13 protein-coding genes are annotated in these 18,562 nt (G+C 71.3%); 5 read left to right on the forward strand and 8 right to left on the reverse strand.

Going from position 1 to position 18,562, the window contains the following annotated elements:
• Window positions 1–57: 57 nt before the first annotated feature.
• From ACQEUX_RS05140 to ACQEUX_RS05160, 5 genes are read right to left on the reverse strand one after another with little or no spacing between them, the layout of a single operon-like run.
• Window positions 58–525, reverse strand: coding sequence for a hypothetical protein (locus ACQEUX_RS05140; RefSeq protein ID WP_433041892.1), 468 nt, complete (start codon window positions 523–525; stop codon window positions 58–60).
• Window positions 526–543: 18 nt separating this feature from the next.
• Window positions 544–1,425 carry a carbohydrate ABC transporter permease gene (locus ACQEUX_RS05145; RefSeq protein ID WP_433041895.1) on the reverse strand — a complete coding sequence of 294 codons (882 nt, stop codon included), beginning with the start codon at window positions 1,423–1,425 and terminating at the stop codon, window positions 544–546.
• A complete protein-coding gene (locus tag ACQEUX_RS05150; RefSeq protein ID WP_433041898.1) occupies window positions 1,422–2,432 on the reverse strand; it encodes an ABC transporter ATP-binding protein in 1,011 nt (336 codons plus the stop codon). The genes ACQEUX_RS05145 and ACQEUX_RS05150 overlap by 4 nt, the downstream gene beginning before the upstream one ends.
• A complete protein-coding gene (locus ACQEUX_RS05155; protein WP_433041901.1) occupies window positions 2,425–3,726 on the reverse strand; it encodes an ABC transporter substrate-binding protein in 1,302 nt (433 codons plus the stop codon). Before ACQEUX_RS05155 ends, ACQEUX_RS05150 begins: the two co-directional genes overlap by 8 nt.
• Window positions 3,723–4,556, reverse strand: a complete 834-nt coding sequence (locus tag ACQEUX_RS05160; protein ID WP_433041904.1) for a carbohydrate ABC transporter permease — start codon at window positions 4,554–4,556, stop codon at window positions 3,723–3,725. The genes ACQEUX_RS05155 and ACQEUX_RS05160 overlap by 4 nt, the downstream gene beginning before the upstream one ends.
• Window positions 4,557–4,931: 375 nt before the next feature.
• Here ACQEUX_RS05160 and ACQEUX_RS05165 point away from each other — a divergent pair, with 375 nt between their 5' ends.
• Window positions 4,932–6,845, forward strand: coding sequence for a Xaa-Pro dipeptidyl-peptidase (locus ACQEUX_RS05165; RefSeq protein WP_433041907.1), 1,914 nt, complete (start codon window positions 4,932–4,934; stop codon window positions 6,843–6,845).
• A 42-nt stretch (window positions 6,846–6,887) separates the two neighbouring features.
• On the opposite strand, the gene ACQEUX_RS05170 is transcribed toward ACQEUX_RS05165, so the two are convergent.
• Complete coding sequence (locus tag ACQEUX_RS05170) at window positions 6,888–8,117, reverse strand: PucR family transcriptional regulator (protein WP_433041910.1); 1,230 nt, start codon at window positions 8,115–8,117, stop codon at window positions 6,888–6,890.
• A 486-nt stretch (window positions 8,118–8,603) separates the two neighbouring features.
• Here ACQEUX_RS05170 and nhaA point away from each other — a divergent pair, with 486 nt between their 5' ends.
• The 4 genes from nhaA to ACQEUX_RS05190 all read left to right on the forward strand — a co-directional run bounded on the left by nhaA (window position 8,604) and on the right by ACQEUX_RS05190 (window position 16,797).
• The gene (gene nhaA, locus ACQEUX_RS05175) at window positions 8,604–10,541 is read left to right on the forward strand and encodes a Na+/H+ antiporter NhaA (protein ID WP_433041913.1); all 1,938 of its coding nucleotides are present in this window, start codon (window positions 8,604–8,606) and stop codon (window positions 10,539–10,541) included.
• A gap of 180 nt (window positions 10,542–10,721) precedes the next feature.
• On the forward strand, window positions 10,722–13,817 hold the full coding sequence (locus ACQEUX_RS05180) for a GH92 family glycosyl hydrolase (protein ID WP_433041916.1): 3,096 nt from the start codon (window positions 10,722–10,724) through the stop codon (window positions 13,815–13,817).
• Window positions 13,818–13,923: 106 nt separating this feature from the next.
• Window positions 13,924–14,910, forward strand: a complete 987-nt coding sequence (locus ACQEUX_RS05185) for a LuxR C-terminal-related transcriptional regulator (protein WP_433041919.1) — start codon at window positions 13,924–13,926, stop codon at window positions 14,908–14,910.
• Between the two features lie 111 nt (window positions 14,911–15,021).
• The gene (locus tag ACQEUX_RS05190) at window positions 15,022–16,797 is read left to right on the forward strand and encodes an alpha/beta hydrolase (RefSeq protein ID WP_433041922.1); all 1,776 of its coding nucleotides are present in this window, start codon (window positions 15,022–15,024) and stop codon (window positions 16,795–16,797) included.
• 344 nt (window positions 16,798–17,141) lie between these two features.
• On the opposite strand, the gene ACQEUX_RS05195 is transcribed toward ACQEUX_RS05190, so the two are convergent.
• Entirely contained in the window at window positions 17,142–17,516 is a 375-nt protein-coding gene (locus ACQEUX_RS05195) for a hypothetical protein (RefSeq protein WP_433041925.1), read from the reverse strand.
• The gene (locus ACQEUX_RS05200; protein ID WP_433041928.1) at window positions 17,447–18,544 is read right to left on the reverse strand and encodes an MFS transporter; all 1,098 of its coding nucleotides are present in this window, start codon (window positions 18,542–18,544) and stop codon (window positions 17,447–17,449) included. The genes ACQEUX_RS05195 and ACQEUX_RS05200 overlap by 70 nt, the downstream gene beginning before the upstream one ends.
• Window positions 18,545–18,562: the final 18 nt, after the last annotated feature.

Genomic DNA, 18,562 nt, shown 5'->3' on the forward strand with positions numbered 1-18,562 from the left:
CTGTCGCGATTCGACCTGTCTGATTAGGACACCTGTCGAGAACGCTCGATTCGATGGTCAGTTGCTCTGGAACTCGGGTAGGCCGGCCTCTTCCGAGTCCGGCCCGACCACCGCGGTCAGCGTCGTTCCGTCCGCGCAGAGCGCGGTGGCCCGCAGGTACGTCCGTCGCTCCTGCGCCCGCATCAGCACCTCGGCCTCGAACACCTCGTCCTCGGCGCGCAGCAGGTCGATGTCACCACGGGTCTCGTAGTGGGCGCGGACGTCCAGCGGGGTCATCCGGATGGTGGCCGCGACCGTGGTCAGAGCGCCCTGCTCGACCACCGAGGTGACCCGCGCGCCGTCGGGCAGCAGCAGGCCGGTGACCCGGGTGTCGACCTCGGCGTCGGCGTCCAGCGGCACCCGGTCGCAGCTGGGCAGGTTGGCGAGCATCCCCGCTCCCCGGTCGGTCGGCTGCCCGGCGTCCGTGCCGCCGCAGGCGACGAGCAGCGGAACCGTGACGACGAGGGCGAGCATCCGGAGTCTCACCGCAGCAGGATGCCACGCTCAGCGAAGGACCCGCCAGCGTCGCACCATCAGCAGCAGCACGGTGATGATGACCCCGGTGACCACCATGAGGACGCTGGTGATCAGCGCGCCGTAGGCGAAGCCGGAGAACTCGAAGACCTGGTCGAAGATGTAGACCGGCAGGTAGAGGGTGGCGTTCGCCGGTCGGCCGTCGGTCAGGACGTACGCCGGCACGAAGTTGACCTGCAGGGTGAGGATCGTGTCGCGCACGGCGAGCAGCACCAGCACCGGGGCGAGCAGCGGCAACGTCAGCCGGCGCAGCTGCCCGAACGGTCCGCAGCCCTCCAGCGTCGCGGCCTCGTACAGCCGACCGTCGAGCATCCGCCGGGCGGCGAGGACGACGATGAAACCCTCACCGATCGGAAACACGAGCATCAGCGCCACCGCCACCCTCGCGGTGCCCGGTTCGGCGAGCCAGGTGAAGCCGGGGTGGCCGAAGAGCCCGAGCAGTTGGTTGAGCGGGCCGTAGAGCGGGTTGAGGACCCAGAGGAAGAGCACCGCCAGGGCCACGTCGGGAACGACGGTCGGCAGGTACACCGCGACCCGGAACCAGCGGCCGCCGGGGCGGGGCGCGGCCAGCAGCAGCCCGAGGCCGATGGCGGCCAGCAACCGCAGCGGTACGGCCAGCGCCAGGTGGATCGCGGAGGCTCGGACGCTGTCGAGGAGGAAGCCGTCGGCGAGCAGGCGGCGGACGTTGGCCAGGCCGGTGAAGCGGGGGTCCCGGGTCAGCCCGGTGTGGTCGGTGAACGCGTAGCCGAGGTTGAGCAGGGCGGGCAGCGCGATCAGCAGCGCGACCGCCACGGCGTACGGCGCCAGGAACGCCCACGCGGTCAGCGGCCGGCTGACCCGGCCGGTGCTCACCGGCGACGCCCGGTGTCGGCGTCGAAGCGGTGGATGCGGCCCGGGTCGGCCCGCAGTCGCACCTCGTCGCCCGGCCACACACCGGGCCGTGGGCCGGTGCGCACGGTCAGCCGGGTGCCGTCGCCGCAGCGGGTCAGCAGGACGGCCTCGCTGCCGAGCGCCTCGACCGCCTCCACGGTCACGGTCACCGGCCCGTCAGGGTCGAGCCGCAGATCCTCCGGGCGTACGCCGAGGGTCAGGTCGGTGGCGCCGCCCAGCACGCCGCCGCCCGGCACCAGATTCATCGGCGGGCTGCCCAGAAAGCCGGCCACGAAGGTGTCCGCGGGCTCGTCGTAGACCTGCTGCGGCGGGCCGACCTGGCGGACCCGCCCCCGATTCAGCACGACGACCCGGTCGCCGAGCGTCATCGCCTCCGCCTGATCGTGGGTGACGTGGATGGTGGTGGTGCGCAGCTCCCGGTGCAGGGTGAGCAGGTCGGCGCGGGTGGCGAAGCGCAGCGGTGCGTCCAGGCTGGCCAGCGGCTCGTCGAGTAGGTAGACGGTCGGCTCGCGCAGCAGCGCACGGGCCAGTGCGATCCGCTGGCGCTGCCCGCCGGAGGTCTCGTCGGGGTAGCGGTCGAGCAGGTCCGCGATGCCGAGCCGGTCGGCCGCCGCCCGGGCCCGCTCTTCGGCCTCCGCGCGCCGGACGCGGCGGACCCGCAGCCCGAACAGCAGGTTGCCGCGGACGGTGAGGTGGGGGTAGAGCGCGTAGTCCTGGAAGACCATCGCCACCGCGCGGCGATGCGGTGGCACCTCGGCCACGTCCTGCCCGTCGACGACGACCCGGCCACGGTCCGGCCGGTCCAGCCCCGCGATCAGCCGCAGGATCGTCGACTTGCCGGAGCCGGACGGGCCGACCAGGGTCACCATCTCGCCGGCGCGCACCGCCAGGTCGACGCCGTCGAGGGCGACGACCTTCCCGTACGACTTGGTCAGCGATTCGAGTCGGATCACGCCCTGCTCAGCCACCGGCGCCTGCCGGGAGGGCGAAGAGCGGCCGGAGCTTCTCCTCCAGTTGTCGCAGCCCCTCCTCGCGTCCGACCCGGCCGTAGAAGACCTCCTCGAGCAGGCCGCCGGCCTCGCGTTCCACCCGCGACCACGTGCCGGTGCGCGGGGTGGCGCGCAGATGCGGCTCGGCGTCGAGGTAGACCCGCGACGACCGCGGCGGCTGCTGCGGGTTGAGGAATTCGGGGGAGTTGGCCACGTCGAGCCGGGACGGCACGGTACGGCCGGAGCCGGCGAGGATCCGCTGGCCCTGCCCACCCATCGCGAACTCGATGAACCGCCAGGCCTGGTCGTGGTCGGGCAGGCCGGCGCTCATGCAGTAGGCGTCGCTGTGCAGGATCGACGCCGGCACGCCGCCCGGCGCGATCGGCAGCGGCGCCGCGTCCCAGGTGAAGCCGTCGATGGTGCGCAGCGTCGGCACGGCGACCCGGCTGTTGAGGTACATGCCGAGCGTGCCGCGCAGGAACCGCGCCTCGCTCGACTCGCTCTGCTCCTCGGCGTCCGGGGGTACGACGTGGTGCTTCACCTGCAGGTCGAGGAACCAGTCGACGGCCTCGCGGCTGGCCGGGTCGCCGGTGAGGGTCAGGGTGGTCGGCTTGTCCGGGTGGTCGACCAGTTCGCCCCGGTTGGACCAGACGAACGGGGCGAGCCGCGGGATGGACGGCTCCACGCCCACGCCGTACCGCCCGTCGCGGGTCAGGGCCTGCGCGGCGGCCAGGAAGTCGTCCCAGGTCCAGCCGGCCTTCGGTAGCGGCACACCGGCGGCGGCGAAGAGGTCGGCGTTGTAGTAGACGACCAGGGAGGACATGTTCTGCGGCAAGCAGGTCAACGTCTCGCCGTCGAAGCGGAAGGCGTCCAGCGCGCGGGGGGAGAAGTCGCTCTCGTCGAGCGCGGCGCTGCGGTCGAGGTACGACTGGGCCGGCTCGATCGCCTGCTGCGCGGCGAACTGGCCGTAGCGGCGGTAGTTGAGCAGGAACACGTCCGGCGGCTGCCCACCGGCGAACGAGGTGGTCAGCCGGGCCATCAGGTCGTCCTGGGTGGCGACGGGGGAGAGGTTGACGGGCACGTCGGGGTGGGCCTGCTCGAAGGCGGCGACCAGGCTGCGGTAACCGGCGATCTCCTCGGCGTCGCCGAAGAGCACGACCGTGATCCCTGGCCGGTCGGCCGCGCGGTCGCCGGCGCCGCAGCCGGCCGCGTAGCCGAGCAGCAGCACGGCGGTGATCAGGGCAACCCATCGTCGAGCGCGGAACGTGCTCACCTACGACCTCCAGATCTCAGTGCCGCCAGCGGATCGTCGTTGAGCAGGATTCGCTGAGCGAGCAGGAACACCACCACGCACGGCGCTGTCGCGACAACGCAGGCGGCCATCAGCAGCGGCCAGTCCGTCGGGTTCAGCAGCCGCAGGAACTGCAGGCCGAGCGGGTATGTGTAGCGGTCACCGCTCTGCAGGTAGAGCAGCGGGTCGATCAGGTTGGACCAGTGCAGCGTGAAGGCGAGCACGCCGACGGCCAGCGTCGCCGGGCGCACCTGCGGCAGCGCCACCCGGCGCCAGATCGTCAACCAACCGGCGCCCTCCAGCCGGGCCGCCCCGAGCTGGGTGTCCGGCACGCCGCCGAAGCTCCACGCGTAGAGCAGCACCAGGAAGGGGCTGCCGGCGAGCATCGCCGGGGCCAACAGCGGGACGTACGTGTCGACCACGCCGGCCAGCCGGAACAGCTCGAACCGGGTGGCCCACACCGCGGTGACCGGCACCAGGAGCACCGCCAGCAGGCCCAGGACCGCGCGGCGGCGGGCCACCGGCGTCAACAGCCGCAACCCGAAGCCGGTCAGTGAGGCGACGGTGACGGTCAGCGGCACGGCGACCGCGACGACCAGCGCCGAGTTGGCCAGGTACCGGAACAGCGGGATCAGCTCAGGCAGCCGGGCGTACGCGGCCACGGTCGGTTCGGGTGGGAGCACCTCGAAGGTGCGGGGCGGGGGCAGGCCGGGGGGTCGCAGTGAGCCGACCACCATGAACCACAGCGGTGCGGCGAAGAGTGCCGCGAACGCCGCCGGCACCAGGAACCGCCCAACGAACCGCGGGATCACGGCTGGGCCTGAGAACCGCACATCCCGCCCTTCCCGTCGCCCGGTAACCGGTTGGCGTGCTCGTCTCCGATGCCGCCGAGGGCTCCGCCGGTGACCCTGGGTGACGGTTGGATCGGCCGGCGGAGGTGGTGCGGCGAACCTATGGCCGGGCGGCCGGCGCGTCATCGGGCACCTGTTGGAATCACCCGCCGTCCGGTCCTACGCCTGTCGAGATGCGACAGACGTAGCACCGGTCGACGATCACCTCCCGCACCTGTCCGATGACTATCCGCGAATCGGTTTCTAGGGTGCGAGGCAACTGCCGCACCGCCGGCCCACCGTCCTCGCCCGGGACGACCTGGTCCACGGCCGGTGCCGGAGATGGGGAGGAGCACGATGCGAACCACAAGGAGCTGGTGGCGAGCGTCGGTGGTGGTCGTTGCGGCCATCGCCGTCGGCCTACCGGCGGCAACCGCGACGGCGAACCCGACGGCGGGCCACGTCAGGCCGGTCATTCAGCAGGGGGTCACTCAGCCGGTGTTCGGGTATGCCGACGCGATCCGCGAGCGGGTGTTCGTCACCTCCGACGTCGACACCGATGGCGACGGCGTCCGCGACGTCGTGGCGATGGATATCATCCGGCCCAAGGCCAGCCAGGCGGGCCTGCGGGTGCCGGTGATCATGGATGCCAGCCCCTACTACTCCACCGTGTGTCGGGGCAACGAGAGTGAGTGCAAGGCTGACGTCGACGGCGACGGTCTCAACGACAAGTGGCCACTCTTCTACGACAACTACTTCGTCCCGCGCGGCTACGCGGTGGTCCTGCTCGACATGATCGGCACCAACAACTCGACCGGCTGTCCGGTCACCGGTGGTCGCGCCGACAACATCAGCGCACCGACCGCGATCGACTGGCTCAACGGTCGTCGGGCCGGCACCGACGCGGCCGGCGAGCGGGTCGTCGCCGACTGGCACAACGGCAAGACCGGCATGATCGGCAAGTCGTACGACGGGACGCTGGCCAACGCGGCCGCCGCCAGCGGCGTGCGGGGACTCACCACCATCGTGCCGATCTCGGCGATCTCCAGCTGGTACGACTACTCGCGCAGCAACGGCCTGGTCACCCGGGCGAACAACTACTCCGGCAGCCTCTCCAACACGGTCACCAACCCGGAGCGGCGGGAGCACTGTGCGGCGGTGCGGACCCAGCTCGGTGTCGACGGCGACGACGTCACCGGCGACTACAACGCCTTCTGGGCCGAGCGAGACTACGTCCCGCACGCGGACCGGGTGCGGGCGAGTGTGTTCGTGGTCCACGGCATCAACGACAACAACGTCCGAGCGGACCACTTCAGCAAGTGGTGGGACGCGCTGGCCGAGGAGAACGTGCCGCGCAAGCTCTGGCTGACCGGCACGGGTCACATCGACCCGTTCGACTTCCGGCGGGGCGAGTGGGTGGACACCCTGCACCGGTGGTTCGACTTCTGGCTGCACGGGGTGAAGAACGGCATCATGGCCGAGCCGATGGCCGACATCGAGCGGGCTCCGGACGTCTGGGAGACCTACCGCAGCTGGCCGGTCCCGGCCGTCCGGAGCACCCAGGTGTTCCTGCGCCCCGGCGACGAGGGGGCGGCCGGCGGGCTGTCGGTCCGCCCGCAGCCGGGTAAGGCGTCCCAGACGTTCCAGGACACCCCGTCGATGAGCCAGACCGTCGCGATCCGGCACCCGTCGGACCCGGCGGCGAACACGGAGAACCGGTTGGTCTTCCTCTCCCAGCCGCTGCGCCAGCCGCTGCACATCTCGGGCACCCCGATCGTCAAGATCAACGCATCGGTGAACGGCGAGGACACCAGCTTCGCCGGCCTGCTGGTGGACTACGGCACCCGGCCGCGGTTCAGCACCTCCGGCGACGGCATCCGGACGCTGACCACCGAGGACTGCTGGGGCGACTCGGCCACCTGGGGCGGACACGTCGAGGACGCCTGCTACCGACAGACCGAGAAGACCGTCCTCACCGATCCACAGGAGCTGGTGACCAAGGGCATCCTGGACGGCCTCAACCTGAAGTCGCCGTCCGTGACGACGCCGCTGGTGCCGGGCGAGAAGAACCCCGTCGACGTGCCGCTGCTCCCCGAGGACTACGTCTTCGCGGCCGGCAACCAGGTCGGCGTGGTGCTCCTCGGCTCGTACTCCGGCTACAGCAGCCGGGCGAAGCAGAACCAGGCCGACATCACCGTCCACTTCGACCGCAGCCGGATCGAGCTACCGATCGTCGGTGGCCGGTCGGCGGCCGTGGCCGCCGGCTTGTAACCGGGGACCCGGTGGGCGGGGCTACCGCCCCGCCTACCGGCGTCACTCCTGCGGCCGGTAGGCGCCGGTCAACCGGCCCAGCTTCAGCGCCAGGTGCAGACAGAGCCGCTCGTCCCCGTTCTTCAGGTCGGTGTCGGCCAGCTCCTCGATCCGCTGTAACCGGTAATAGAGCGTGGTGCGGTGCAGGCGTAGCTGCTCGGCCGTGGCGTGCGCGTTGCCGGCCAGATCCAGATAGCGCTCCAGCGTCTGCAACAGCACAGGGTTCGGCTGCCCCCGCAGCAACCGCTCCAGCCCGGGATGCACGTCGGCGATGTCCAGATGCCGACCCTCCAGCCGCGACAGCACCCGGTAGATGCCCAGCCCCGCCCACGACACCACCGGGCCGAGCGCCGGCAACCGCGCGCCCACCCGGGCCGACTGCAGCGCCTCCCCGTACGACCCGACCGCCTCGGTCAGCCGCGGCCGCGGCTGGCCGATCCCGACCACGACGCGCTCCACCGAGCCGAGCCCACGGGTCGCCTGCCGCAGGTTGTCCTCGAGCACCTTCGCGACGACGTCGGGGGCGGGGCGCCCGGCAGCCCGCCCACCGCGGAGCAGCAACACCCCGTGGTCGTCGCGGACCAGGTGCAGCGCCTCCCGGGTGCCGATCCACCGCCGGGTGGTGACCAGCGCCTGCTCCAGCGCCAGCCGGGCCACCTCGTCGGGCAGTTCGCCGTGCGGCGGCACCATCTGCGCGACAAGCGCGGTGGCCGGCCCCTCCCCGGCGATCAGGCCGGTCTCGCGCAGGGTCCGCACCGACTGGTCGCGGCTGGCCTCACTGTCGGAGAGCAGTGCCCGCGCCGCCTCGGTCTCCCGTTGGGAGGCCAGCTCACCGAGGAGGTTCTCCCGGTACAGCGCCAGCGACAGCTCGCTCATCAGGCCGGTGGCGGTGATGTCCGCGTCGGCCATCGTGCCGTCCGGGTCGATGAACCAGACGAACCCCAGCAGAAGGTCCTGGTGACGGATCGGCACGCAGACCCGCGGCAGCAGGTCGAGCTCTCGCGACGCCTGCGTACGCACGGCGGTACGAGCGTCCATGATGCCGACGTCCCGGAACCACGCCATCACCTCAGGGGTGGTCTGCCGGCGCAGGATGGACGCCTTGCGCACGTCATCCATCAACCCGGTGTGCTCGCTGTAGACCACGACCCGCTGACGGCGGTCCTCGATCAGCGCCGGGCGGCCCGCGTACGCGGCGAGAGCGTCGACAAGGCGTTGCAGCTCCCCTTGCATGAGATCCTCCCGTCGCCTCCTCACTGGGTCGTCACGACAGCAGTACCCCGAAGGGACTGCCCGAGTCTCCCGGCGACCCGGTGCCCACCGCGCCACAGAACGATCATGCTGGGCGACGCGGACGTTCACAACCGTCTACCGGGCCGTAGCCGGCGTTTTCGGCCGTGGACACCACCCGGCCAACCGCCCGCCACCCGCCGGGGTCGGCCGTTTCCCGGACACACCGACGCGGTATCCACCACAGTGGGCCGTGGCCGAGGAGGCGGCGCGACCGGACGACAGGCGGACCTGCACGAGCTGCGGATGGCGGCCGGCTACCTGCGGCGCGGCATGACCGAATGCGGCGACGGCCGGCGAGATCACCGGTACGCTACCAACCGGTGGCGCTGTGTGCATGCCCCGATTGGTGGCCCGGTTTCCTAGCGTCTGGTCGCGTTGTGCCCGAATTCGAACCGGGTGGCGATCCGTTCCAGGAGGATTGTGCTCGTGACGAGTGACAATCCGCACCGGGGGTGGTCCACCCGGACCGCCTGGGAGGGCCGGTTCAACGCTCCGCTGCGGGCGTTTCTGCGTACCGAAACCGGCGGCGCACGGGTGGTGCTGGTCGCCGCGGTGGTGGCGCTGGTGTGGGCCAACCTGCACGTTTCGTCGTACGAGTCGATCTGGAGTACCTCCCTCTCGGTCCGGCTCGGCGACTGGCCCGTGTCACACGATCTGCGGACCTGGGTCAACAGCGGGCTGATGACGTTCTTCTTCCTGGTGGCCGGGCTGGAGCTGCGTCGCGAATTCGACATCGGCGAGCTGCGGGAGCGGCGGCGGCTGACGCTGCCGATGCTGGCCGGGTTCGGCGGCATGATCGTGCCGATCGGGGTCTATCTGGCGATCAACGCCGGGCAGCCCACCGCTGCGGGCTGGGGCGCGGTGATGGCCACGGACACGGCGCTCGCGCTCGGCGCGCTGGCCGTCTTCGGGCCGCGCTTCTCGGATCGGCTGCGGGGTTTCCTGCTGACGGTCGCGGTCGTCGACGACCTGGTGGCGATCGCGGTGCTGGCGATCGCCTACCCGGCACATTTCGCACCGACGGCGCTGCTCGTCGCTGCGGGAATCTTCGGCGTCGTCCTGCTCGTCCGGGCGTGGGGGGTGCGGGCCGGGCCGATCTACGCGTTGCTGGGTGTGGCGGCCTGGGTCGCGGTGTCGGAGTCCGGCGTCGACCCGGTCGTGGTGGGCCTGGTGATGGGGCTGCTGGCCTACGCCTACGACCCCGGCCGCAACGAGCTGCAGTGGGCGAGCGACCAGTTCCGCCTCTTCCGGGAACAGCCCACCCCGCAGCTCGCCCGTATGGCCCAGGCCGGGCTCACCTCGGCGTTGTCGCCGAACGAACGGCTGCAGTCCCTCTACCACCCGTGGGCGAGCTATGTGATCGTGCCGCTCTTCGCGCTGGCGAACGTCGGAGTCGTGATCGACGGTGAGCTTCTGGCCAGGGCCATGACCTCCCCGGTCACGCTCGGCGTCGTGGCGGCGTACGTTGTCGGCAAGCCGGCCGGGATCATGGCCACCTCGTGGCTGGTGGCCCGGCTGAGCGGCAACCGGTTCCGGCCACCGGTCGGCTGGGTCGCCGTCGCGGGCGTCGGCACGGTCTCCGGCATCGGGTTCACCGTCGCCCTCCTGATCGCCACCCATGCGCTGCACGGCCCGGCGCTGGATGAGGCGAAGTTCGGCATCCTCGTCGCGACGGTCGGTGCGTCCGTCATCACCTGGCTGGTGTTCCGCTCTGCCGCCCGACTCTCGCCGACGCGGCGGGCGCGCGCGTTGCTCGGCGTCGCCGAGGGGATCGTCGACCTGAGGCTTCCGGTCGACCCGGAGCGCGACCACATGCGCGGGTCGCTCGACGCGCCGGTGACGGTCGTGGAGTACGGCGACTTCGAGTGTCCCTACTGCGGGCAGGCCGAGCCGGTCGTCCGGGAACTGCTGGCCGACTTCGCCAACGTCCGGTACGTCTGGCGGCACCTGCCGCTCACCGACGTCCACCCGCATGCCCAGCTCGCCGCCGAGGCCGCGGAGGCGGCGGGGGAGCAGGGCGCGTTCTGGGAGATGCACGACCTGCTCCTCGCGAACCAGGACGCACTCAACCCCGCCGACGTGCTGGGCTATGCCGAACGGCTCGGCCTGGAACTCGACCCGTTCCGGGAGCACATGGTCAAGCGAATGGGCGTCGACCGGATCGCCGAGGACGTCGAGTCCGCCGACCTCAGCGGCGTCACCGGGACGCCCACCTTCTTCATCAACGGCAGGCGCCACCACGGGGCGTACGACATCACCGCACTCTCGGCCGCGGTGAAGGCGGCGTTCGCGAGTGTGAAGCTTCAACCCGAGTACCACCGTCGGGATCCCGGCCCCCGCCTCGAGGGCGGACCGGAAAGCTGAACGGCGAGCACCAGGCCATTGCCGTGCGGCATGGGCGCGGGGGTCGGGCGAGCGCTGGACGAGACAACTAGATCTTGGCGCAGGGTTCACCTGGGGTGCCGGCCGACGTTTCACCGAGGCCCGACCTTGGCCATACGGTCGGGTGCGGATGATCCGAACACCCGATGGAGCGTGACCTTCGTGTCTAAAGTGTTCGCCGGCGTCGCCGCCGGCCTCGCCATGGTGCTCGCCGTGGGTTCCCCGACCCTCGCCTCAGGGCCCAGCGGCCCCACAGTAGAGCTGGTCAAGGACCCCGCGAGCTACGTCGACCCGTTCATCGGCACCGCCCGGGACGGCAACACCTGGCCCGGGGCGGTCCGGCCGTTCGGCATGATCTCCTGGAGCCCGACGAGCACCCGTGGCGACCAGACCAGCACCGGCGCCGCCAACGGGTACCAGTACGACACGACCAGGGTGCGTGGCTTCAGCCTCACCCATGTCAACGGCGCGGGCTGTAATCCCGGCGCGGCCGGCGACGTGCCGATCATGCCGTACGTCGGCGCGGTGGACTCCTCCCCGACGGCCGACACCACGGACGCCAAGTACGCCAGCAACTTCTCGCACACCAGCGAGTCGGCGAAGCCGGGCCGGTACACGGTGACCCTGGACTCGGGTGTGAAGAGCGACCTGGCGGTCAGCACCCGGGCCGGCGTCGGCGAGTTCACCTTCCCCGCCGGGCAGCCGGCCAACCTGCTCTTCCGCACCTCGAACTCGCTCAACGGCAGCGAGGACGCGGAGATCACCATCGACGCCGCGCACCGGAAGGTGACCGGCTCGGTCCTGACCGGCGCGTTCTGTGGCCGCCGGGCCAACGGTGGCGTGAACAACCGGAAGACCTACTACCGGCTCTACTTCAGCGCCACCTTCGACCGGGCCTTCTCCGGCACGGGCGTGTGGACCGACGGAACGCTCACCCCGGGTGGCACGCACGCCACCGGCGGGGAGGGGTACGCCACCGGCGCCGACCGGGCCGGCCGGGGCTCCGGCGGGTACGTCAGCTTCGACACCAGCGCCGACGCCGACGTGCGGATGCGGGTCGGCATCTCGTACGTCAGCCTGGCTGGCGCCGAGCGCAACCGCGACGAGGAGCTTCGCCCGCGGGCCACCGTGCCGGACGTCGCCGAGCAGGCCTACCGGGAGTGGAACCAGGAGCTGCGCAACGTCCGCATCGGCGGCGGATCGGAGGCTCAGCGCACCACGTTCTACACGGCGCTCTACCACGCCATGCTCCAGCCGAACATCTTCAACGACGTGGACGGGCAGTACCTCGGCACGGACATGAAGATCCACCGGCTGGCGAAGGGTCAGCGGGCGCAGTACGGCACCTTCTCCGGCTGGGATCAGTACCGCGCGCACATCCAGCTCCTCGCGCTGCTCAAGCCGCAGGTCGCCGGTGACTTCGCGCAGTCGCTCTACCAGTTCGCGCAGCAGAACAACGGCATCTGGGACCGGTGGATCCACAACAACGGCGCCACCCACGTGATGACCGGCGACCCGGCGGCACCCACCCTGGCCACGTTCGCCGCCATGGGGGTACGCAACTTCGACACGGCCGGGGCGTACGCGTCGCTGCTGCGTCAGGCCACCGTGCAGAACCCGGCGGCGGAGGACGACGGCGGCTGCCCCGGGCAGTGCACCGGCCAGCGGCCGGCGCTCGACACGTACCTGGCGACCCGGTACGCGCCGCAGGACAAGTGCCACTGCTGGGGTGGTGCCGCCGAGACCCTGGAGAACTCGCTCGCCGACTTCTCCCTGGCGATGTGGGCCGAGCGGCTCGGCAAGAAGAGCGACCAGGCGGTGCTCGCCGACCGGGCCAACTGGTGGCGCAACACCTACAACTCGGCGGCCACCGCGACCGATGGCTACCAGCAGGCCCGCTTCGCCGACGGCAGCTGGGCGGGTGGCTTCAACCCGGGCACCGACGTCGGCTTCGCGCAGGGGTCCAGCGCCACCTACACCTGGATGGTGCCGCAGAACGTCTCCGGCCTCGCCGACGCGATGGGGGGTCAGGCGAACGCGGTACGCCGGTTGGACGGGTTCTTCCACGACGAGGCCGGCAACTGGGCCGTGCGGGGCGGCAGCGCCCTGCGCTACGACCCCACCAACGAGCCGGGTCTGCACACGCCGTGGCTATACAACGGGCTGGGTCAGCCGTGGAAGACCCAGGCGACGGTACGCGAGATCGTCGACACCGCGTACGGCACCGGGCCCAGCGGCCTTCCCGGCAACGACGACCTCGGCACCATGTCCGCCTGGTACGTGTTCGCCGCGATGGGTGTCTTTCCGCAGACGCCGGGTCGGGCGGAGCTGCTGCTGGGCAGCCCGCTGTTCCCGAAGGTGCAGCTGAAGCGGGAGAACGGCGTCGAGCTGACCATCGAGGCACCCGACACCTCGGACGCCAACCAGTACGTGCAGGGGGTACGCCTCGATGGCCGGACGTACGGACGGTCCTGGCTGCCGGAGTCGTACCTGCGCGACGGCGGCCGGGTGACGGTTGCCCTCGGCGACACGCCGAACCAGCAGTGGGGGACGGGCACGGACGCTCTTCCCCGCGACCGGGTGCCGGTTCCGGGTGCCTGCCGCCCGGGTGAGCTCGTCCCGGCGACGCCCGGCACGCCGGGGCTCGCGGGCGTCGGCCACTGGTCGCTGGACGAGAACGAGGGCACGATCGCCCGGGACACCGTGGACGGCCACGACGGCACGCTGGTCAACGGCCCGACGTGGACCGCCGGACACAGTGGCGCGGCCGTGCAGCTCAACGGCGCCAACCAGTACGTCGACACCGGCGCGACGATCCTGGACACCACGGGCAACTACAGCACCGCCGCCTGGGTGCGGCTGGACGCGGCCAGCGGTTTCCAGACCGCGGTCAGCCAGGACGGTGCGAGCACGAGCGCGTTCTTCCTGCAGTACTCGGGGGAGAACCGCAGCTTCGCGATGAGCTTCGCCGGCTTGCGCGCCGTCGCCCCGATGACCCCGGTGCCGGGTCAGTGGTATCACCTGGTCGGCGTCCGTGACGCGTCCGCCGGGCAGTTGCGGCTCTACGTTGACGGGCAGCTCGCCCGGCAGGTCGACGCCTGCTCCGGCACCGAGTCCACCGGCCCGTTGGTGATCGGCCGTGGCCGCTTCGGCGGCAACCCGGTGGACTACTGGCGCGGTGCCCTCGACGAGGTGCACGTCTATGACCGCGCGCTGGGTGCGGCCGAGGTCGACGCGCTGTACACCTCGGGTCGGTAGCGGCCGGGCCTGACGGACGGGGCTGTCGCGGTGCACACGCACCACGACAGCCCCGTCCCGTCGGGCCTGGTGGACCGCCGCCACTCACGCGCCCTACGATCCGGGCATGCGGACCGATCCCTTCGTCGTGGCCTCCGACCTCGACGTGGAAACGCTCCCACTCACGCCGGACGCCGCGGACGTCTACCGCGATCTCCTGCGAGTGGCGCCCGTGGCGCAGCCGGAGTTCCTGGCCACCGCGTCACCGCAGGCCGCGCGGGCGCTCGCGGGGCTGCTGAGCAGCGGGGCGGTGCACCGCGACACCGCCGGCGTGCTGCACGTCCGCCCGCCGCGTACCGCCCTGGAGAACTGGGCCGCGCAGCGGGAGATGGAGGCCGCCCGTGCGCGTGCCGCGGCGGAGACGCTGTCCGGGCTCTACAGCGCGGTGCACGGCACCGGGGCCGCATTCGTCGAGGTCATCGAGGGCAAGCGGGCCGTCCGCGAGCTGTTTCGCCAGCTGCAGGCCGGTGCCCGCACCGAGGTGCGGGGCCTGGAACGCGGGCCGTACCTGCGCGACACCACCCGGGTCCCGGAGGAGGTGCAGTACGACGCGCTGCGACGCGGCCTGCGCTACCGCTGCGTCTACGAGGGCGAGCTGTTGCACGACGAGGCCATGCTGGCGGCGGTGCGCGCCGCGGTCGCCGCGGGTGAGCAGGCGCGGGTCTTCCCGGAACTCCCCCTGAAGATGATGCTGACCGACGCCGACCATGGCCTCGTCATCCTGCCGCGTGCCAGCGGCGACGACGCCGACGCGATGCTGGTGCACCGCTCCCGCCTGCTGGACGGGTTGTCCGAGCTGTTCGAGGTGTTCTGGCGGCTCGGTGCGCCGATCCACGCCACCGCCGACACCGCCCAACCGGACGCCGAGCCGACGGCCGCCACGCAGCGACTGCTCGCGCTGCTCACCGCGGGCCTGACCGACGAGGCGATCGCCCGTGACCTCGGCATCAGCAACCGTACGGTGCACCGCCGGGTCAGCCGCCTCCAAGAGCTGCTCGGCGCGCGCAGCCGGTTCCAGCTCGGCGTGCAGGCCACCCGCCGTGGCTGGCTGTGACTGGCCGGATCCTGCCATGGCCGGTCTTCGTCATCTCGGGACCGTGGCGGCGAAACACTCCTGAGCCAGGGTGAAGGCCATTCGATCATCGCTCCATGAGAGGACGGGACGATGCCCCATCCCACGACCGGGTCACGCCGCGTGCGTCGGCCGGCCGCCCTGCTCGCCGTGACCCTGGTCGCGGCGGCCCTGACCAGCGGTGCGGCCGTGACCCCGGCCGCCGCGGCCAAGGCCGCCGAGCCGGACACCGCCGCCCTGGCCGCGTCACTCGCCACCCAGCGGCCCTCCTGGGAGCCGTGCGGGCTGGCCGACGTCAGCCCCGAGGACGAGGCGCGGCTGCGGCTGACCTGCGCGACGGTCACCGTGCCGCGCGACTGGCACAACCCGGGCGACGGCAAGACGATCCAGGTCCGGATCAGCCGCACCGCCGCCTCCGGCAGCGACCGCAAGGGCATCCTGCTGGTCAACCCGGGCGGCCCCGGTGGCAGTGGCCTGTCGCTGGCGCCGTACGTGGCGCGGTCCGCGCCCGCCCTCGCCGAGCACTACGACGTGATCGGCTTCGACCCGCGTGGTGTCGGGCAGAGCACTCCGCTGCTCTGCACGGTCACCTACCGCGACACCGACAACACCAACGACCTGATCACCCAGGCGAATGTGGCCGGCTGCCGCAGCACCGAGCTGACGAAGTTCATCACCACCGAGCAGACCACCTACGACATGGACTTCATCCGGGTGCTGCTGGGGGAGCAGAAGCTCAACTACCTCGGCTACTCGTACGGCACCTGGCTGGGCACCTGGTACGCCGCGACGTTCCCGAGCCGGACCAACCGGATGGTGCTCGACTCGGTGGCCGCGGTCGGCTCACCCACCCTGCAGGAGACCTGGGACCTGCAACCGTTCACCCGCGACCGGGCGTTCCAGGAGCAGTTGCTGCCGTACATGGCCCGCCACGACGACCTGTACGGCCGGGGCACCGACCCGATGAAGATCCGCGAGATGTTCGAGCGGGCCGGCGGCACCCGCATCGGCATGGGGCCGTTCATGTTCGGCTGGTTCATCCTCGGCGCTCTCTACGACACCCAGAACTACCCGACCGCCGCGGCGGCGGTGAACACGGTGATCCAGTACTACGAGGAGTGGAACGGCTGGACGCCCGAGCAGATCCTCAGCGCCGCGACGGCGAAGATGCTCGCCGCACCGGGAGTCACCGCCGACGACCGGGCGTACATCGAACAGTCGCGGGTCAGCGCCGAGGCGGCGCTGAAGACCCAGCGTGACCGGGCCCTGCTGCCCCAGGGCACGGACGAGTACACGTACGACATCGACTACGTCTTCGAGGTGATCCGCTGCCAGGACGGGCAGTGGAACGACAGCATCGCGCACTGGAACGCGTTCAGCCGGCGCCTGACCCGCGACGCCCCGTTGGTCGCCCCGTACCTGCAGAACCCGCCGGCCTGCGCCTACTGGCCGACGAGCAACCGGATGCCGACGTTCGACCGGAAGACGTTCCCCAAGGTGCTGATGCTGCAGGACGAACTCGACGTGGCGACGGCGTACGAGGGTGCGCTGACGGCGTCGAAGAAGCTTCCCGGCGCGTCGATGATCAGCGTCGACAACGAGGGTAGCCACGGTGTCTTCCCGTACTACACGTCGTGCGTGGACGACCCGGTGTACGCCTACCTGCTGGACGGCCGTCTTCCCTCCGAGACGTACACCGGATGCCAGGCGGTGCCGCTGCCGGGCGAGACCGCGGTGTTCGAGGTGGGTGGCAAGCTGACCGGCAAGGGGACGGTGCGGACCCACCTGATCAGCGACGACATGCGGGCGGCGAACCGCATGCTCAAGCGGATGCTGCGTACCGAGCCGGGGCCGTCGTACCCGGAGTGATGGCCGTCGGGTGCGGGCGGCGACCTGCCGCCCGCACCCTTGTTAGTTGATGGGCTGCGTGCCCGTCCGGACTGATCCGCGTCGGCGTCGCGTCGGTGGGGATGTGCTGGTCGATGCCTGTGGAGCTGAACCGTTTACGACATCACCGACCGGGCCGACCGGGCCGTGCGCCGCAGGCGCCGGCGTGGGAGGCGCCAGCCAGCCGGTCTGATTCGTTGACGGCATCAGCTCCAAAGGCAGCGAGCCAACCCCTGCCGCCCGGCCGCAGATTCGCACCTGCGCAGACACGTTTGCTCAGAAAGTGATCGCGATGGCTCGCCGGCCGCCGCGATGGCACTGTCCCTTCAGTTGGCCGGGAGACCGGCGAGCCGGTTGGCGCGGCGGCCTGCGACGGCTACGACGACGGCCAGGGCAAGCGCGATCAGGAAGAAGACGTCGGCGCCGGTGAAGGCGGCGTGGAAACCGGCGGTCGGGTCGGTCGCGGAGCTGGCGCGGGTGTACGCGATGGTCAGGATCGCGATGCCGAGTGAACCGCCGAGTTGGTGGGCGACGTTGACGAGGCCCGACGCGGCGCCTGCGTCCTGCGGCTCGACCCCGGCGACGCCGCCCTGGGTCATCAGGATGATCGCGATGCCCTGGCCGATTCCGATCACCAGCAGCGGCAGCAGAACATCCGGGAAGTAGCTGGAGCCGGTCGAGATCCGGGACAACCACGCCATGCCGACCAGCGCGGTGGCGAGGGACGCCACCAGCAGTACGGGGGACGGCCGAGCCGGTTCTGCAGGGGCCGGATGGCGTACACCATGGCGAAGAACATGCCGGTGATGGGAACGTACGCGAAGCCGGTCTGCAGGGCGCTGAGGTGCAGCACCTCCTGGAGGTACTGGCTGAGGAAGTAGAAGGTGGAGAAGGTCGCGCCGACGATGAGGATCCGGCCGGCGTACGCCGCGGAGCGTTCCGCGCTGCCGAAGAGGCGCAGTGGGGTGATCGGCTGGGGTGCCCGGTGTTCGATCAGCACGAAGGCCACCAGCAGGACGGCGCCGAGGCCCAGCGAGACCACGGTGGCCGGTGCGCTCCAGCCGGCTGCGGCGGCCTGGATGAAGCCGTACACCAGGGCGGTCATGCCGGTGATGGAGGTCAGCGCGCCGCCGAGGTCGAAGGCGCCGGAGCGGCGTTCGGTCTCGACCAGGAACCGGGGTGCGAGCAGCGCGATGGCGATGCCGATCGGGACGTTGACGAGCATTCCCCAGCGCCAAGACAGCAGGTCGGTGAAGACGCCGCCCACCACGATCCCGACGCTGCCGCCAGCGCCGATGACCGCGCTGTAGAGGGCGATCACCCTGGCCCGGGCGCCCGGCTGGGGGTGGTCGGCCACCAGCAGCGCGAGCGTGGACGGCACCGCGAGCGCGGCGGCGAGCCCCTGCACGACGCGGGCGCTGATCAGCCAACCGCCGCTCTGCGCGAGGCCGGCGGCGAGCGACGCCGCGGTGAACAGGGTGATCCCGGCGAGGAACACCCGGCGGCGGCCGAGGAGGTCGCCGGCGCGGGCGCCGAGCAGGAGCAGGCCGCCGAAGGCCAGGACATAGGCGTTCTGTACCCAGGAGAGCCCGGACTGGGAGAAACCGAACTGCCGCTGCACGTGCGGCAGCGCGGTCGTGATGATCGAGGTGTCCAGGGTCATCATCAGCTGCGAGCCGAGGATGAGCGCCAGGGCGATCCCGCGGCGGGAAGCGGGAGTCGGGGACATGGTCCGCCTTCTTTCGGG

The organism is Micromonospora sp. CA-259024 (genome assembly GCF_050936255.1).
Taxonomy (GTDB): domain Bacteria; phylum Actinomycetota; class Actinomycetes; order Mycobacteriales; family Micromonosporaceae; genus Micromonospora.